The following is a 14,690-nucleotide window of genomic DNA, read 5'->3' as shown; positions in this document are numbered from 1 at the left end:
CGAGGAGGACGACTACTTGCTTTTCGTCAGGCCGCCACCATCTCATCGACGACCGCCAGGAATGGATCGATGTCGAAGGGTTTGGTCAGATAATTTCGCGCGCCGGCGGTCAGCAATCGCTCGATCTGGCTCGGAGTCGCATCCGCGCTCAGCACCACCACCGGCACTTTCGCCGTCTCCGCTTCATTTTGTAACCGACGCAGGACTTCGGATCCGTGGATGTCCGGCAGATTGAGATCCAGCAGGATCAGCTTGGGATGATGCATCTGGGCCAGCTCGACGCCAGTTTCACCACTGCGCGCATGCAGCAGCGTCAGCGCGGGTCGAAACTCCAGGATGCGCTCGACCAGCATGAAGTTGACCGGGTCGTCCTCGATATAAAGCACGTCGCAGGAACTCTTGGACTTCTCTTCGGTTCGGGCGGGACCTTGTTCCGCGGCCCCTTCCTCACCGAGCTCCGTATTGATTATCCCGAGCAGGTCGCGCGCGGCTTTCAAAATATGCTGGACGTCGGTGTCCTTGGCCGCGTTCCCGGGCCGCATGCCCACCAGTTCCGCGAAACCGATGATGGCGTTAAGGGGGGCCCGTAATTTCTGGTTCAAGTCCGCGCGAAACTCCTTCTCTTTTTCGGAGAGCTTCTCGGAAACCGCGGGGGCGGTGGGGGGTGGAGCAGTTTGGTTCATGATATTATTTTCTAATAAAGGACAATTGGCTCGATCAGGCGGCTGACTCCATTTCCATCCGCAATCCGGAGGGTTCGTCGCAAGCGAGGTTCCGCAGCTTTTTCACCATCTCGATGTCACGCCGCATTTTGTTTTTGTGCGTGCAGAAAATCAGCGCGGTCTCATCCGTGATCAGGTCCGTCTTGTAGGCTTTCAGGAGCGATTGGTCGAAGCTGTGCCAGCCCATGGTGTCGCCGGCCTCGATGATTTCCTGGAACGTCCGGTTCTCGCTTTCGCCATAAAGCAACGTCTCCCGCGTGCGCAGGCTGCTGCCCATGATCTCCGACACCATCAGACGGCCGCCCCCGACTTTATGCACGAGCCGCTGGCTGACCACGTAGCGAATCGTGTCCGCCAGCCGCTGGCGCAACTGTTGTTCTTCGTCCTTGCCGAACATGCCAAGGACGCGATTGATGGTCTGGCCGGCGTTGACTGTGTGCATCGTCGTGAAAACCACGTGACCGGTTTCCGACGCGGTCATGGCAATCTCCATGGTTTCGCGATCGCGAATTTCGCCCACGAGGATCGCCTTCGGGGCCTGGCGCAAAGCCGCGCGCAGTCCGCTGGCGAAATCGGGGAAATCCTTGCCGAGCTGACGTTGATTGAAGAGCGCCTTCTTGTGCGGATGCAGGAACTCGATCGGATCTTCCAGGGTCAGGATGTGAATCTTCTGGGTCTCGTTCAGCTCATTCAACATTGCCGCCAGGGTGGTCGTCTTGCCGCTGCCGGTGGCGCCAGTCACGAAAATGATCCCGTTCTTTTCCTTGATCATTTCCCGAAAAATCGGGGGCAATCCCAGCTGATCGAGGCTCGGAATCTCGGTCTGCAATTTGCGCATCACGATGGCCTGCCGGCCGTTTTGCTTGAAAATATTGACCCGCATCCGGGCGAGATCGGCGAGAGCATAGCTGCAATCGCAGGAACCCAGGGTCGCGAAGTCCTTCTTGAGCCGTTCATCGCCGTTCATGAGATGGTCGGCGATCTGCTCGATCTGAGCCGAATCCAGGACGCCCGTGGGGGTATCGATCGGGAATTCCTCGAGGGTGCCATGTTCTTCGATGACAGGAGGTTTGCCGACAGCGAAGAGCAAATCGGAAACGCCTTCGCTGCTGCTGATCATCGCTGAAAGCAGAGCATCTATGACCTGTTTATTCACAAAAAGCTGGAGAAGCCGATATCAACTAGCGAGAAGTGTGCCCAGAGGGGGAAGGGGCCGTTCCCGGAATTGGACGCACGCAAATGGCCCCCTTGCCGCGATCAATACGGGAGGGTGCGTAATCTCCTCAAAAAGGCGCTTTTCACTTGAAAACTTTGCCCTGATACTCAGTTTCAGATTCCGCTTATGGACGCATCTTCTGGCCTCGCTACTCATCCGCACGCCGAACACGATCCGCACCACGACGATCACGGGCACGACCACCACGAGCTCCCTTTCTGGCGAAAATACATAATCTCGACGGACCACAAGGTGATCGGGATTCAATACGGCATCACGGGGCTCATTTTCCTTTTCTTCGGCTTCTCCCTCATGATGCTGATGCGCTGGCAGTTGGCGTATCCCGGCCACGCCTTGCCCGTGATCGGCAACGCGCTGGGCAGCCTCTTCGGTCCCGGCAGCATGCCCGACGGGAAAATGACGCCGGAGTTCTATAACTCGTTGGGCGCGATGCACGGCACGATCATGATCTTTCTCGGCATCGTTCCAATCGCCTTCGCTGCCTTCGGCAACTTCGTCGTGCCGCTCCAGATCGGTGCGCCGGACATGACCTTTCCAAAGATCAACATGGCCAGCTACCAGGCATTTTTCGTCGGTGGCATCGTCATGCTGATCAGCTTTTTTGTTCCGGGTGGCGCTGCCAAAGGCGGCTGGACTTCTTACACGCCGCTGGCGGTCATCGCCGACAAAGGGCCGACCTACGATCCCTTTTGGAATGGCCAAACGCTCTGGCTGGTCGGCTTCATCCTGCTCATTACTTCATCCCTTCTCGGAGCGGTTAATTTCATCGCGACCATCATCCAGCTGCGCGCCAAGGGAATGACCTGGATGCGCCTGCCGTTTTTTGTCTGGGCGCAATTCGTGACGGCGTTTCTTTTGCTCCTGGCGTTTCCGCCGCTCGAATCCGCGGTTGTCATGCAGTTGATGGACCGTGTCGCCGGGACCAGCTTTTTCATGCCGAGCGGGCTGGTGATTAACGGGGCGCCGCTGCACGTCAGCGGCGGGGGAAGCCCGTTGCTCTGGCAGCATCTATTCTGGTTTCTGGGGCACCCGGAGGTTTACGTTTTGATTCTTCCCGGCATGGGGATTGTCGCCGAGATCATCGCCAACAATACCCGCAAGCCGCTCTGGGGTTACAAGTCCCTCGTCTTCGCCGCCATGGTGCTCGGCTTTCTTTCCTTCATCGTCTGGGCCCATCACATGTGGCTCACCGGCATGGGCTCGGTGGTCAGCGCCTTTTTCCAGACGACCACGATGATCATTTCCATTCCGTCGGTCATCATCCTAAGCGCGTTCTTCATTTCGCTCTGGGGCGGCTCGATCCGGTTCAATGTCCCGATGCTGTTTGCCACGGCGTTCCTGCCGATGTTCGGTATCGGGGGCCTGACCGGAATCCCGCTCGCGTTTAATTCCGCCGACCTCTATCTGCACGACACCTATTACGTCATCGCGCATTTCCATTACATCGTCGCCCCCGGCACGATCTTCGCGGTCTTTGCCGGAATATACTTCTGGTTCCCGAAGGCGACCGGGCGACGAATGAACGAGTTCTGGGGCAAGGTGCATTTTTGGCCTTCGCTCATCTGCATGAACATCATTTTCCTGCCGATGTTCCTGCAGGGAATGCTCGGCATGCACCGCCGCTGGTACGACGGCGGCCAGGGCTGGACGCTCGCCGGCGAAAAGGTCTGGGGCTTGAGCGGATTTGAATGGAACACGCCAATCTCAATCGCCGCCTGGGTAATGGGCCTGGCCCAAATCCCGTTCATCATTAACTTCTTCTGGAGCATCAGGCGGGGACAGAAAGTGGACGACAATCCCTGGGAGGCGACCACTCTCGAGTGGACCGCTCCTTCGCCGCCGCCGCATGGAAACTTCGCCATCACACCGGTTGTTTATCGCGGGCCGTATGAGTACAGCCTGCCGGGGCGCGAAAGCGATTTCACAATGCAGACCGAGCCGCTGACCGAGGGCGACCGAAAAGCTTACGAAGCGGCTGCCGCCGCCGGTGTTCACTAATTCCCGCTCATGGAAATTCCTTACACAGTTACGGCCCGGCCTGATACCGGCCTTTGGAACGCCAAGGTTGGGATTTGGCTCTTTCTCGCCTCGGAAGTGATGCTCTTCGGCGGATTGTTTTCCGCTTACGTTTTTCTCCGGCTCGACGCTTCACCCGGCGATTGGCCGCACGGCCTTTTGAATGTTCCGGTCGGGACGATGAACACGGCGATCCTGATCGCGTCGTCGGTCACGGTGGTTTTGGCGTGGGCGGCGCTGAAGATGCGGCAGTTCGCGAGATACAGGATCTACATGGCGATCACGATCCTTTGCGGTGTGATCTTCCTCGTGGTGAAGCTGGCTTATGAATGGCCCGACAAGTTCAAACATTTCGGCGTCAGGATTCGCGAAGATCGTCTGGAGAAATACGAGGAGTACCTCGGCAACCACCACGCGAAGGAAAAGGGTTTGGCGCCGCGCCGCGAGATCACCGGCCACCTTCACAACGAAAAGGCTGCGGAAGACGCCAACATCCACGAATACGAAATTCAGCTCGACCAGATAAACGCCGCGCCGACCGATCCGCAGAGCGATCGTCCGCATTTCTGGCCGTTGGCGCGTTCGGAAAAAATAGCGGAAATCGCGAAAGAGGACGTGGAGATGGCCACCACGTTTGTGCCGAAGCACAACACCTTTTTTGCCACCTATTTCACGATCACCGGGCTGCACGGCGCGCACGTGCTCGGTGGTGTCCTGGTGTTTTGCTACATGATGCTGCCGGCAAGCACGCGGATTTATCGGCGAAATCCCGAGCATCTCGCCAATCGCGTCGAAGTCGCCGGCTTGTTCTGGCACTTCGTCGACCTGGTCTGGATCTTTGTTTTCCCGCTTTTCTACCTGCTCTAACCATGGACGAATCTCATCACGATACGATCGCGGTCGATCCGCACGCCGCGCCGGACGAACACGCCGGCCACAACGTTGCCAAGCACGTCCGCAAGTACCTGCTCATCGGGCTGATCCTGGTCACGTTCACGGCCATCACCGTCTGGCTTTCCTATGTCGATTTTGGGACCCAGAAGATGAACGTCACCGTGGCCATGGCTGTCGCGACGTTTAAGGCCGGGCTCGTCGCCGCGATCTTCATGCACTTGTCGAACGAAAAGAAGCTCATCTACCGCATCCTCATCTTCACCGCGTTTTTCGTGCTCGGACTTTTCTTCCTGACTTATCTCGCCTGGTACGATCCGGTCACTCGCTAATGTCGCTTAAAGGCTTTCATATCGTTTTCATTACTTTCTCGACCCTGCTGGCGCTGGGGACCGGCGCCTGGTGTCTCTGGGTCGATTCGATCCATGGCTCGCCCGCGTTCCGCGTCGGCGCGATCGTCGCGTTCGTGGCGGCGGCCGCCCTGGTTGTCTATGGGATTTGGTTTTGGAAAAAAATGAAACGGCTGCGCATCATCACATGAAGGGGCGAATCATCATTGCCGTTTGTCTTTTCCTGGGCACTTCCGTGGGCCAGGCACTGGCCTGTTCGGTTTGTTACGCGGCGCGGGAGGGGAAAACAGGGGAGCACATGGCCGTCGCGGTCTGGGTGCTAATGGGGGTCATTATGTCGGTCATGGGAGGCGTGGGCGCGTTCAGTTTTCATCTTTGGCGGCACGCGAACACTCCCCTCGAGCCCCATCAACAACTGACTGACGAGGACTTGAAGCCGTATGAATAGTCTCGCCCTCATCAATGAGCTCATCGGGATGCCGCCCAATGCCTCGGAGCACGGTTTTCAGATCGATCACATCATCGAGTTCAGCCATTGGTTCATGGGCGCGCTCTTTGTCGGTTGGTCGGCTTTCTTTGTTTATGTCCTGGTGCGTTTCCGCAAAGGCCGTCACTCGGTTGCCGATCACGAGGGGGTTAAGAGCGGCATCTCCACTCACTTGGAATTCGCGGTGGTCCTCATCGAGGCGGTGTTGCTCGTTGGGTTCGCCATCCCGCTTTGGGCCAAGCGGGTAAACCAATTTCCGGAAGACAAAGATGCCATCGTCGTCCATGCCGTGGGCCAGCAATTCAATTGGAATTTCCATTTACCCGGGCCGGACGGCCAGTTTGGCCGCCGAGATATCGGATTGGTGACAAATTCGAATCCTCTCGGCCTCGATTCGGCGGACGCCGCGTCCAAGGACGACATCGTGGTGCTGGGAGAGCTGCACGTGCCCGTGGATCGACCGGTCATTATCGAACTCTCCTCGAAAGACGTAATCCATAATTTCGCGCTGCCCAACATGCGCTCGGCCCAGGACGCGATCCCCGGCCAGATTATTCCAATGTGGTTTAAGCCGATCAAGAAGGGCAGCTTCGAAGTCGTCTGCGGGCAGCTTTGCGGCCTGGGTCATTACAGCATGAAAGGGATGCTGGTCGTGGACAGTCCGGAGGATTATCAGGCTTGGATGAAGGAACGAGTGGAGCTTTCGGGAAGCCAATCCGCTCCGCCTCCGGCCGAACGTCCGCCCGGCGAACCACCTGTCGGACCAACTCCCGGCACCATAGCACCGCCGGGTGGCCCCAAGACGACGAACCCAAGTGGTGCGCCTGACGCCAAGCCCGGCGAGCCGCCGGCTGCGCCGAATCCCAGCCCCAGCGCCCACGAACATCATTGATTTGTAGCCGGGATCGATGATCCCGGCCAGATTGGTTCAATGTCGTCTAGCTCCTCGGCCACGATACCGGATCGCGGCTCCAAATGGCTGCATCGCTTCGCCTGGTTGACGGCCATCGCCACGCTCCTTCTCATTTGCAGCGGAGGAATGGTCACGAGCAAAGGCGTGGGCCTCGCCGTGCCTGATTGGCCGACGACGTTCGGCTACAACATGTTTCTCTTTCCGGTCTCAAGATGGGTTGGAGGAATTTTCTTCGAGCATACCCATCGCCTCATTGCTTCCACGGTTGGCTTCCTCACGATTATCCTCGCGCTCTGGATTTGGAGGAAAGACGGCCGCCGCTGGGTCCGGAACCTCGGCTTCGCCGCGCTTGGCGCTGTCATTTTGCAAGGCATCCTCGGCGGGTTACGTGTGACTTTGTTGAAGGATGAGATCGGGGTCTTCCACGCCTGTCTGGCCCAGGCCTATTTCGGGATGCTGATCGTTATTGTCCTCGCAACCTCGCGGCTCTGGCGGCAAATGGCAGGGACGGCGCGCGGCGCCGTCCGTGCAGTCGATGGAACGTTGGAGGACAATCGGCGGACGCCGCACCGCGGCGTCCCTACCAGAATGTTGGCGCGCATCTCCGTGGCCACTACGCTTCTGATTTACGTGCAGCTCGGCCTCGGCGCGACCATGCGCCATCAACATCGCGATTTATCGATCCTGGATTTTCCACTCGCCTATGGCGCCATTTTTCCTGATACGTCGCCTGCTCGGATCGCGAAAATTAATACCTGGCGCGATGCCCGTGCCCTATCGGATGTGACGCCCGGCCAAATCTGGCTCCATATGGCTCACCGGGCCTTAGCCTTGGCGATCGCGGCCGGCGTCATCGCCTCGCTGTTTGCGGCGCGGAAAAGTGGAGAAAACGCAGGGCTGCTTTCCCGATTAACCGATCTCTGGTTTCTGCTTCTTTGCGGGCAGATCACTCTTGGGGCGTGGGTCATCTGGAGCAACAAGGCGGCCGATATCGCCACCGCGCATGTAGCTGTCGGCGCGACCATGTTTGCTCTTGGAGTTGCCATCTCAACGATCTGCCTGCGCCTCCGGCGGGGCGACCAACGGATGACCTCCGCTCGCAACTATCCCGTTCCGATGGAGATTGCAGCCTCATGAAGACCGTCGCCATTCCCGCGGACTCGGAAGTCGACCCGGTTGGGTCCGCCCGCGACGGGTCGCGCCGCCGGCTGCTGTCTGATTTTTCGGAGTTGGTCAAGGCGCGCCTGACCCTGCTGGTCCTGCTGACGACCGCAGTGGGTTATTACCTCGGGGCGGCGGGTCCGATTAATCCGGCCGGTCTTTTCCACGCGGTCTTTGGGACTGCCCTTGCCGCGGCCGGCGCTGCCGCGCTCAACCAATGGTGGGAACGCCGGCTCGACGCGCTCATGCACCGCACGAAAACGCGACCAATCCCCGCCGGCCGAATGCAGGCGCGCGATGCGCTCATCCTGGGATGTCTCCTTTCTCTCGGCGGCGTGATTTATCTCGCGATCCTGTGCAACCGGGTTAGTGCCATCCTGGCGGCAGCTACAGTCGTTATTTACATTTTCGCCTACACTCCGCTCAAGCGGGTTACGACGTTCAACACTCTCGTGGGCGCAATTCCGGGAGCGCTTCCTCCGGTAGTCGGCTGGGCGGCGGCGAGCGGCCGGCTCGACCCCGGCGCCTGGAGTCTCTTCGCGATCCTGTTCTTCTGGCAATTGCCGCACTTTTTCGCGATCGCCTGGATGTACCGGGAGGATTATGCCCGCGCTGGATTTGAAATGATCTCGAAGAACGACGACAGCGGCAACCGCAGCGCCAGCCAGAGCGTGTTGTTTTGTTTCCTCCTGCTTTTCATTTCCGGAATTCCGGCGTTTCTGAAGGTGGTCAGCTCGACCTACCTGGTGGCCGAGCTCGTCTTGAATGGATTGTTCATCTTTGCCGCAATGCAGTTTCTCCGAACCCAAAAGGTCGCCGACGCGCGCCGGCTTTTCCTTACCTCAATCATCTATTTGCCTCTGCTCCTGGCCGCGCTGGTCCTCACCAAACTATGAAGGCTGAGACTGCTACTCTGCCGGTGCGATCTCCGGTGACGACAGGAAGGAGTACGGCCTGGAAAGCCACCCTGATCCTGATTCCTTTGGTGACGGCCGGGGCGCTCTTCTGGCTGCGGCAGGTTCAGGTCAATCAACTCTCGAACCGCCCGCTCCCGGCATATGGCGACATTCCAAAATTCGAACTGACCAATCAGGAGAACCAGCCGTTTGGTTCGGAGCAATTGACCGGAAAAATCTGGATCGCGGATTTCATTTTCACGAAGTGCCCGGGCCCATGTCCGATTATCAGCACTCGAATGAGCGAGCTCCAAAAACCTCTGGCGAAAAGCGACGTTCATCTCGTCTCATTCACTGTTGACCCGGAGAAAGACACTCCAGAGGTTTTACGCGCCTACGCCGACAAACTGCGGAAAGAGCCGTTCCGCTGGGATTTTCTGACAGGCCCGTTGGACGCAATTACTTCGCTGTCGCGTGATGGATTTAAGCTCGCGATCGCCGCCGGCGAAGAGCCCGGGTCAGGTCCCGTGCACAGCACCCGCTTCGTCCTGGTGGATCGACGCGGAACGATCCGCGGCTATTACGATGCACTCGCGGCCGACGGCGTCACGAAACTCGTCGCCGACACGCACCATCTGCTGCGCGAGCAACCAGCGGAACAAAGGCCCTAGGCCCTTGTCCCGAAAAAATAAAGGGTCTTGCCAACAGATTGTAAGACTTGTTTAACTCCGGCTCGTGAAGCTCCCCGACGCCGTTGATGAGCACCAGGACCTGGTCCGCGCCGACGCCGCGCAGGGTGGCGGGGCCGTGTTCCGAAAGAGGGCGGTCGTCGCCGCGACGGTAATCGGTGCATGCAGTTTAGGCCTGATCGCCGGTGCGGGACTCGCCCACGCCAGCGACACCGACAAGATCTGCCCCCCGGCCGGGACCGCCGAGGCCCAGTTCGCCGCCGCCGCCGCCAACCCGGCGATGGACCTGGTCCAAGCGTTTTGGGACGCCGCCAAGAGCCGCATCGGCAACCAAGCGTTCTCCTTCGTCATGAACCGGCTCGGGCTCGCCCAAGCCGACCCCACCGCCGAGCAACTGCGGGCCATCTCCGCGCAATTGACCCAGATAGACGGTAGGCTGGTCGCCCTGCAGGACACCCTCAACGAGCTCAGACAACGTGTCGATCAGACCGCGTTCAACCGTGAGATGTTGGACTTCGAGCTCTACAGGAACAACGTCGACTCGATCAACCGCGACGGCATGCGGGGGCTCGCGCGCGCCGCTGAGAACCTGGCTAGGGTCATGTCCGGGGCCGCTACACCAGAGGAGATCGAGAAGGCGAAGGATTGTCTGGAGCAGAGGAAGCAGCGCTTCGTGCAGTTGCTGAACACCACCAGCGCAGGGACCAACCTCGCCAACATGACCCGCCATCTGGACGGGAAAATGGGGAAGGAGACGTTGGTAGACGCCTACGGCCGCCTGCTCCTCAACAACAACCGCTACCTGAGCTCCGAGCACTCGTTGGCATTGCGCAGATTTTACGACTACCTCGAGCAGTACCAGGCGCTGGCAGCGACCCAAAGGGCCGAGTGGAAGGTGGCCAACAGGGACCCGGTGGAGGACATCAGAGCCGTCAACGCAGAATTCTTCAACGAGGAGGGGCCCAGGCTCGGCTCGATCCAAACGCAGCGGGTGGCACTTCCGGAGCCCATCCCGCAGGGCGTGCTAGTCGACCGCGGCCCGAATCCCACCGGCACGACCCAGGGCAGGAGCATGTTGTTCGTGCTCGGAGGGTCGTTCGGCCCCGAGTCGACAAACTGGCGTGAACCGGACCCGCAAGGCTGGAGCACTTCCCCGGGGGAGGCCGAGAGGGCCGCTGTGGCCTTCGTCTACTCGACTCCCACCACTGGTGGGTCAGCTCGCGAGCTGAAGAACTGGCGGGTCATTTGGACGGCGGAGTGGAACTCCTTGGTGGCCGGCAAACCGCCGCCGCAGACGGGGTCAGACTACCTGAACGAAAGATTCGGCCTCAAGCTCGCCGGCGCGGGTGAGCCCCAGACGTTCGCGCGCCCGTTCAGCCGCGAACCTTTGACCGGAGTTTGGGTCGGCCGGGTCGGCCGGCGCCCGGGCGAGGATGAAGCGCGTGCCTGGGACATCGAGATGCGTGGTCGTATCCATTCAAACAAGGTTCGCGTGTGGCAACGCGGTGTTGTTTACGTGCACCATTCCGGGTCGATTACCTTTCCCAATAATCCGCGCACGGCCTGGGTCCCGGACCTTCCGCCGAATTGGCCGCGGAGTTCGCCGCCCGATTGGTATACATCTATAAGGGCAGAGCTGGAGAAGCGGTACAACGCCCAGCGGCGCAGGCTGATCCTCAGCCGCGATACCGACGTGAACTACATGGCGATGGGGAGCCAGCTCTAGTAGGAAGCACGGTTTGGGGCGGTATGCTCTCTGCCAGCAGTTTGTAAGACTTGCTTAACTGCGGTTCGTGAAGTTCCCCGACGCCCGAGGGTGGTTCGGGCAATCAGCGATTGCCAGATCCCCCTAGTGCCATAGCCGGGCCAGTCCATTCCATGACGAAAGAGACATCCCGGGGAAAGCACCGACGCGCATCCGCTCCATGCCGCCTGTTGCTTTGGGTACGACCGCGGTGCCATGATCCGCGGTTACACGAAGACGGCGTAACACAACTGCGGGCCGACACTAACCATCTTGTGCGCGAGCACCCAATAAAGGAATACAGACTGAAAGCCTATGCTCCGGCCGGTTCGGGATGTTGTGCGCTGGGCCCCTCGTCGCAAACGAGTCGGAGATACTCGCGGTATTCGCCTTTCGGCAGACCGTCGATGATTTGCATCAATTGGGCCTGGTCGATAAAGTTCATCCGGAACGCGACCTCCTCCAGGCAGGCAATTTTCAGTCCCTGCCGATGCTCGATGGTCGCAATGTAATTTCCCGCTTCGAGTAAACTCGTCTGCGTCCCGGTGTCGAGCCAGGCCATGCCGCGGCCGAGGGGCTTAACGTGCAATTCGTTTAGCTTGAGATAAACCAGGTTCAAGTCCGTGATTTCCAATTCGTTTCGAGCCGACGGGCGGAGCGCCCGGCAGAACTCGACCACCCGGGCGTCGTAAACATATAGGCCCGGGATCGCGAAATTGCTCTTTGGGCGCTTTGGCTTTTCTTCGAGACTGAGCGCGCGGCCGTCCGGTCCGAATTCCACCACGCCGTAACGCTCCGGATCGCGCACCTGATACCCGAAAATGCACGCGCCGCGATCGATGGTGAGCGCATCGCGATAGAAGTCGAGGTTTCCGTAAAAGATATTGTCGCCGAGAATCAGGGAGGCGCCCGAACCGCCCAGAAAATCCGCGCCGATCAAAAACGCCTGGGCGATTCCTTCCGGTTTCGGCTGCGCCGCGTATTCGATCCGGATTCCGAGCCGGGAACCGTCGCCGAGGAAATCCTCGAGCATCGGCAAATCCTTTGGCGTGGAGATGATCAGGACTTCGCGTAATCCGCCGAGCATCAAGGTCGCGAGCGGATAACAGATCATCGGCTTGTCGTAAACCGGGAGCAGTTGTTTGCAGACGATTTTGGTGAGCGGATAGAGCCGGGTGCCGGCGCCGCCTGCGAGAAGAATGGCTTTTTTGTTCATGGCGAAGGAAGCGTCACGCGCCGGCGCTCCAATGATCGAGCCGATTCACCCATTCCTGCCAAAAACTGGCCGGCCGAGTCAAATCGATCCTGCTGACCGGTTTCAACCATCGGAGACCGCGAACCCAGGGCTGGTTCGACGCGGCGCGATCGAAAAAGAAGGGGGGACCCAGGTGTTCGCTCAGCTTTCGGTCGGCGATCCGCCCCCCCACGGCGTGACCGAGCGAGGCTTCGATGACCTCGCGGGAGAGGGGCGGTTTTGCTTCGATCGCGGCGCTCAAGGAAACGCCGAGCATTTTCTTCAGGAGCACGCCGCAAATCAGCGCGCCAGCGCTGGTGGCGTGGACGTGACAAATTTTTTGCTGGGCAAACATGCGCCGCAAAGTGAGGGCAAACCGGGCCTGGCGCAAAAAAAGGTCGACGGGCGCCCGGTGAGATTCATTCGCGCGGTCGTCCTCCAGGGCGAGGACGAGCTCGCGATTTGCCTGCCATTCCGCCTCGATTGCCATGGCGTCCGGTAAGAATTCCAGATCTAGCGCGAGCTGTTTGGCGGGCCCGCTCAGCCGGCGATCGGCTCGAAATTCGCAAACGAAGGCAGTGACATTGGATGTTCGTTCCCGGACTTCGTGCAGTTCCGTTTCGAGCGCGGGTAACCCGTCATCCGGCCACTGATCGATCAGGTAGGCAATCCGGCCGGGACTTGCGCTTCCAGCCTCATTCGCGCCCGCAGATTTGTTCGGCTGAGCTTCGGTCCCATTTTTCCCGAGTAACGCCACCAGCGGACGGACGGTTATTTCCACCTGGAAATTCTGTTCAACCCGAGCGCGACCGGCAGCCCCGTAACGCGTCCGCAATTCCGCGTCGCGGCAAAGCGTTTCCAACGCGTCGGCGAAGAGTCCGCTTTCTCCCGCTGGAACGAGGAAGCCCGTTTCCTTGTCGACCACGGACTCCGGGATGCCGGCCAGGGTCGTAGAAATGACCGGGCGCCCAGAGGCCATCGCCTCCAGGATCACCGTCGGAAAGACGTCGCTCGCACCTTTTTCGTCCGTGGTCGAGGCGAGAGCGAAAATGTCGCATTCCTTAAGTTTTTCGAGGACACAATCCTGGGGCAGGGCGCCGGCCAGGGTGATAAAGGCGCCCAGGCGCAGATCGTCGATCTGCTTTTGCAGGTTTTTTCGGAGCGGCCCGTCCCCGATGATTTCGCAGTGGAACTGGATGCTGCGTTGCCGCAGTTGCTCGCAAGCTTCAATCAGGTATTCGAACCCCTTGAACGAGACCAGCCTCCCGACGCTCAGAATCCGCATCGGCCCGGCGTTTGGGGGGGTGGCGCTGGCATCGAGGAAATTGGTCAGGTCCATTCCATTATAAACACGATGGATCTTGCCGGCGGCGTTCGGGCAGCGCGCGGCCATTAAGCCCCGGCTGTATTCAGTTTCCACGGCGACGAACTCGGCTTCATCGCAGATTTCGCGGAGGAGGTCATCGTTGCCGAGATCGGCCATGAAATCCTGGCCGTGGGCGGTGACGCTGAAAGGGATATTCGTCATCGCCTTCACAAACAACGCTGTGTGCGCCGCGCGATTGGCGAAATGGACATGAAAATGGTCGACCCGCTGGCGGGTAAAGAATTCCGCGAAATAGCTGGCGTTTCGGGCCCGGGTCGCCGCCTTGACCGCGCTTCCGTACTTTCGCTCGTGCGCTTCGATGAGGGCTGCAGGCCAGCGCTTCGCGGTCCGCATTTTGTCTTCCCAAAGGCGGAGAATCGGAGGGGGCGGGGCATATTGCACGGGAGTCTTCAGTCTCCTGGCGTGGGGATGGCGAATACTGGTCAGCGGCGGGTGGATTGAGCCGATCACGAGGGGAAATCCCAGCCGCTCGAGCGCGAGCATCTCCATGTCGCAGAACGTCTGGGAAAGCACCGGGTAGCGCGAATAGAGGTAGCCGAGCCGCATCGCGCCAGTGTAGTGGCGCGTGTCGCCACGCGCAAAACGATTGAAGTAGCGGGCTGCGGCTGAGACAGCCGCCCCTGCATTTACGAAAACCGGACGTCTTTGCCGGGGTCCATCTCAAAGTCGAGGGCGAGCGAATCGGCCGTGTTCGGCTTGATCACTTCCTCCATGAACTTCACCTGGATGGGGTCTTCCCGGAAGATCTCGAATTTGTCCATCGACTCGAAATCGATCGCGATAAAAAACGGCCAGGGCAGGTCCGGGTCGATCCGTTTGCCGCATTTGATGCTCAGGACCTCGGGGATCTTGAGCAGCTGCATGCGGGTGTTCATCATCATCTCTTCGATGCGGGCGGGAGTGACCTCGGGCTTGAGTTTGAATAAGACGATGTGGTGCACCATGGGGGGTTACGTTTAGTCG

At 59.6% G+C, this 14,690-nt stretch carries 15 protein-coding genes; 10 read left to right on the top strand and 5 right to left on the bottom strand.

Annotation, left to right across the window (positions count from 1 at the left end):
- Positions 1-26: 26 nt before the first annotated feature.
- Entirely contained in the window at positions 27-683 is a 657-nt protein-coding gene (locus tag VJU77_19500) for a response regulator (GenBank protein HKP05545.1), read from the bottom strand.
- A 34-nt stretch (positions 684-717) separates the two neighbouring features.
- Positions 718-1,842, bottom strand: coding sequence for a PilT/PilU family type 4a pilus ATPase (locus VJU77_19495; GenBank protein ID HKP05544.1), 1,125 nt, complete (start codon positions 1,840-1,842; stop codon positions 718-720).
- A 222-nt stretch (positions 1,843-2,064) separates the two neighbouring features.
- Between VJU77_19495 and VJU77_19490 the strand changes: the two genes are divergently transcribed.
- From VJU77_19490 to VJU77_19445, 10 genes are all read left to right on the top strand, one after another.
- Entirely contained in the window at positions 2,065-3,957 is a 1,893-nt protein-coding gene (locus tag VJU77_19490; protein ID HKP05543.1) for a cbb3-type cytochrome c oxidase subunit I, read from the top strand.
- Between the two features lie 9 nt (positions 3,958-3,966).
- Positions 3,967-4,842 carry a heme-copper oxidase subunit III gene (locus VJU77_19485; protein ID HKP05542.1) on the top strand — a complete coding sequence of 292 codons (876 nt, stop codon included), beginning with the start codon at positions 3,967-3,969 and terminating at the stop codon, positions 4,840-4,842.
- A 2-nt stretch (positions 4,843-4,844) separates the two neighbouring features.
- Positions 4,845-5,198 carry a cytochrome C oxidase subunit IV family protein gene (locus tag VJU77_19480; GenBank protein HKP05541.1) on the top strand — a complete coding sequence of 118 codons (354 nt, stop codon included), beginning with the start codon at positions 4,845-4,847 and terminating at the stop codon, positions 5,196-5,198.
- Complete coding sequence (locus tag VJU77_19475) at positions 5,198-5,407, top strand: hypothetical protein (GenBank protein ID HKP05540.1); 210 nt, start codon at positions 5,198-5,200, stop codon at positions 5,405-5,407. The genes VJU77_19480 and VJU77_19475 overlap by 1 nt, the downstream gene beginning before the upstream one ends.
- Positions 5,404-5,664 (top strand): hypothetical protein, encoded by a 261-nt coding sequence (locus VJU77_19470; GenBank protein ID HKP05539.1) that lies wholly within the window; start codon positions 5,404-5,406, stop codon positions 5,662-5,664. The genes VJU77_19475 and VJU77_19470 overlap by 4 nt, the downstream gene beginning before the upstream one ends.
- A complete protein-coding gene (locus VJU77_19465; protein ID HKP05538.1) occupies positions 5,657-6,595 on the top strand; it encodes a hypothetical protein in 939 nt (312 codons plus the stop codon). Before VJU77_19470 ends, VJU77_19465 begins: the two co-directional genes overlap by 8 nt.
- Before the next feature lie 39 nt (positions 6,596-6,634).
- Positions 6,635-7,753 carry a COX15/CtaA family protein gene (locus VJU77_19460; protein HKP05537.1) on the top strand — a complete coding sequence of 373 codons (1,119 nt, stop codon included), beginning with the start codon at positions 6,635-6,637 and terminating at the stop codon, positions 7,751-7,753.
- The gene (gene cyoE, locus VJU77_19455; GenBank protein ID HKP05536.1) at positions 7,750-8,673 is read left to right on the top strand and encodes a heme o synthase; all 924 of its coding nucleotides are present in this window, start codon (positions 7,750-7,752) and stop codon (positions 8,671-8,673) included. The genes VJU77_19460 and cyoE overlap by 4 nt, the downstream gene beginning before the upstream one ends.
- Complete coding sequence (locus VJU77_19450; GenBank protein HKP05535.1) at positions 8,670-9,344, top strand: SCO family protein; 675 nt, start codon at positions 8,670-8,672, stop codon at positions 9,342-9,344. Before cyoE ends, VJU77_19450 begins: the two co-directional genes overlap by 4 nt.
- Positions 9,345-9,408: 64 nt before the next feature.
- On the top strand, positions 9,409-11,088 hold the full coding sequence (locus VJU77_19445) for a hypothetical protein (GenBank protein HKP05534.1): 1,680 nt from the start codon (positions 9,409-9,411) through the stop codon (positions 11,086-11,088).
- Positions 11,089-11,419: 331 nt separating this feature from the next.
- Here the strand turns inward: VJU77_19445 and rfbA are convergent, their stop codons facing one another.
- The 3 genes from rfbA to VJU77_19430 all read right to left on the bottom strand — a co-directional run bounded on the left by rfbA (position 11,420) and on the right by VJU77_19430 (position 14,671).
- The gene (rfbA, locus tag VJU77_19440; GenBank protein HKP05533.1) at positions 11,420-12,322 is read right to left on the bottom strand and encodes a glucose-1-phosphate thymidylyltransferase RfbA; all 903 of its coding nucleotides are present in this window, start codon (positions 12,320-12,322) and stop codon (positions 11,420-11,422) included.
- A 13-nt stretch (positions 12,323-12,335) separates the two neighbouring features.
- Entirely contained in the window at positions 12,336-14,273 is a 1,938-nt protein-coding gene (locus VJU77_19435) for a glycosyltransferase (protein ID HKP05532.1), read from the bottom strand.
- 80 nt (positions 14,274-14,353) lie between these two features.
- The gene (locus tag VJU77_19430) at positions 14,354-14,671 is read right to left on the bottom strand and encodes a Dabb family protein (protein HKP05531.1); all 318 of its coding nucleotides are present in this window, start codon (positions 14,669-14,671) and stop codon (positions 14,354-14,356) included.
- Positions 14,672-14,690: the final 19 nt, after the last annotated feature.

The organism is Chthoniobacterales bacterium (genome assembly GCA_035274845.1).
Taxonomy (GTDB): Bacteria; Verrucomicrobiota; Verrucomicrobiia; order Chthoniobacterales; family UBA10450; genus AV80.
The sequence above is the reverse complement of the archived record's forward strand: the minus strand, read 5'-3'. Positions and strand labels throughout refer to the sequence as shown.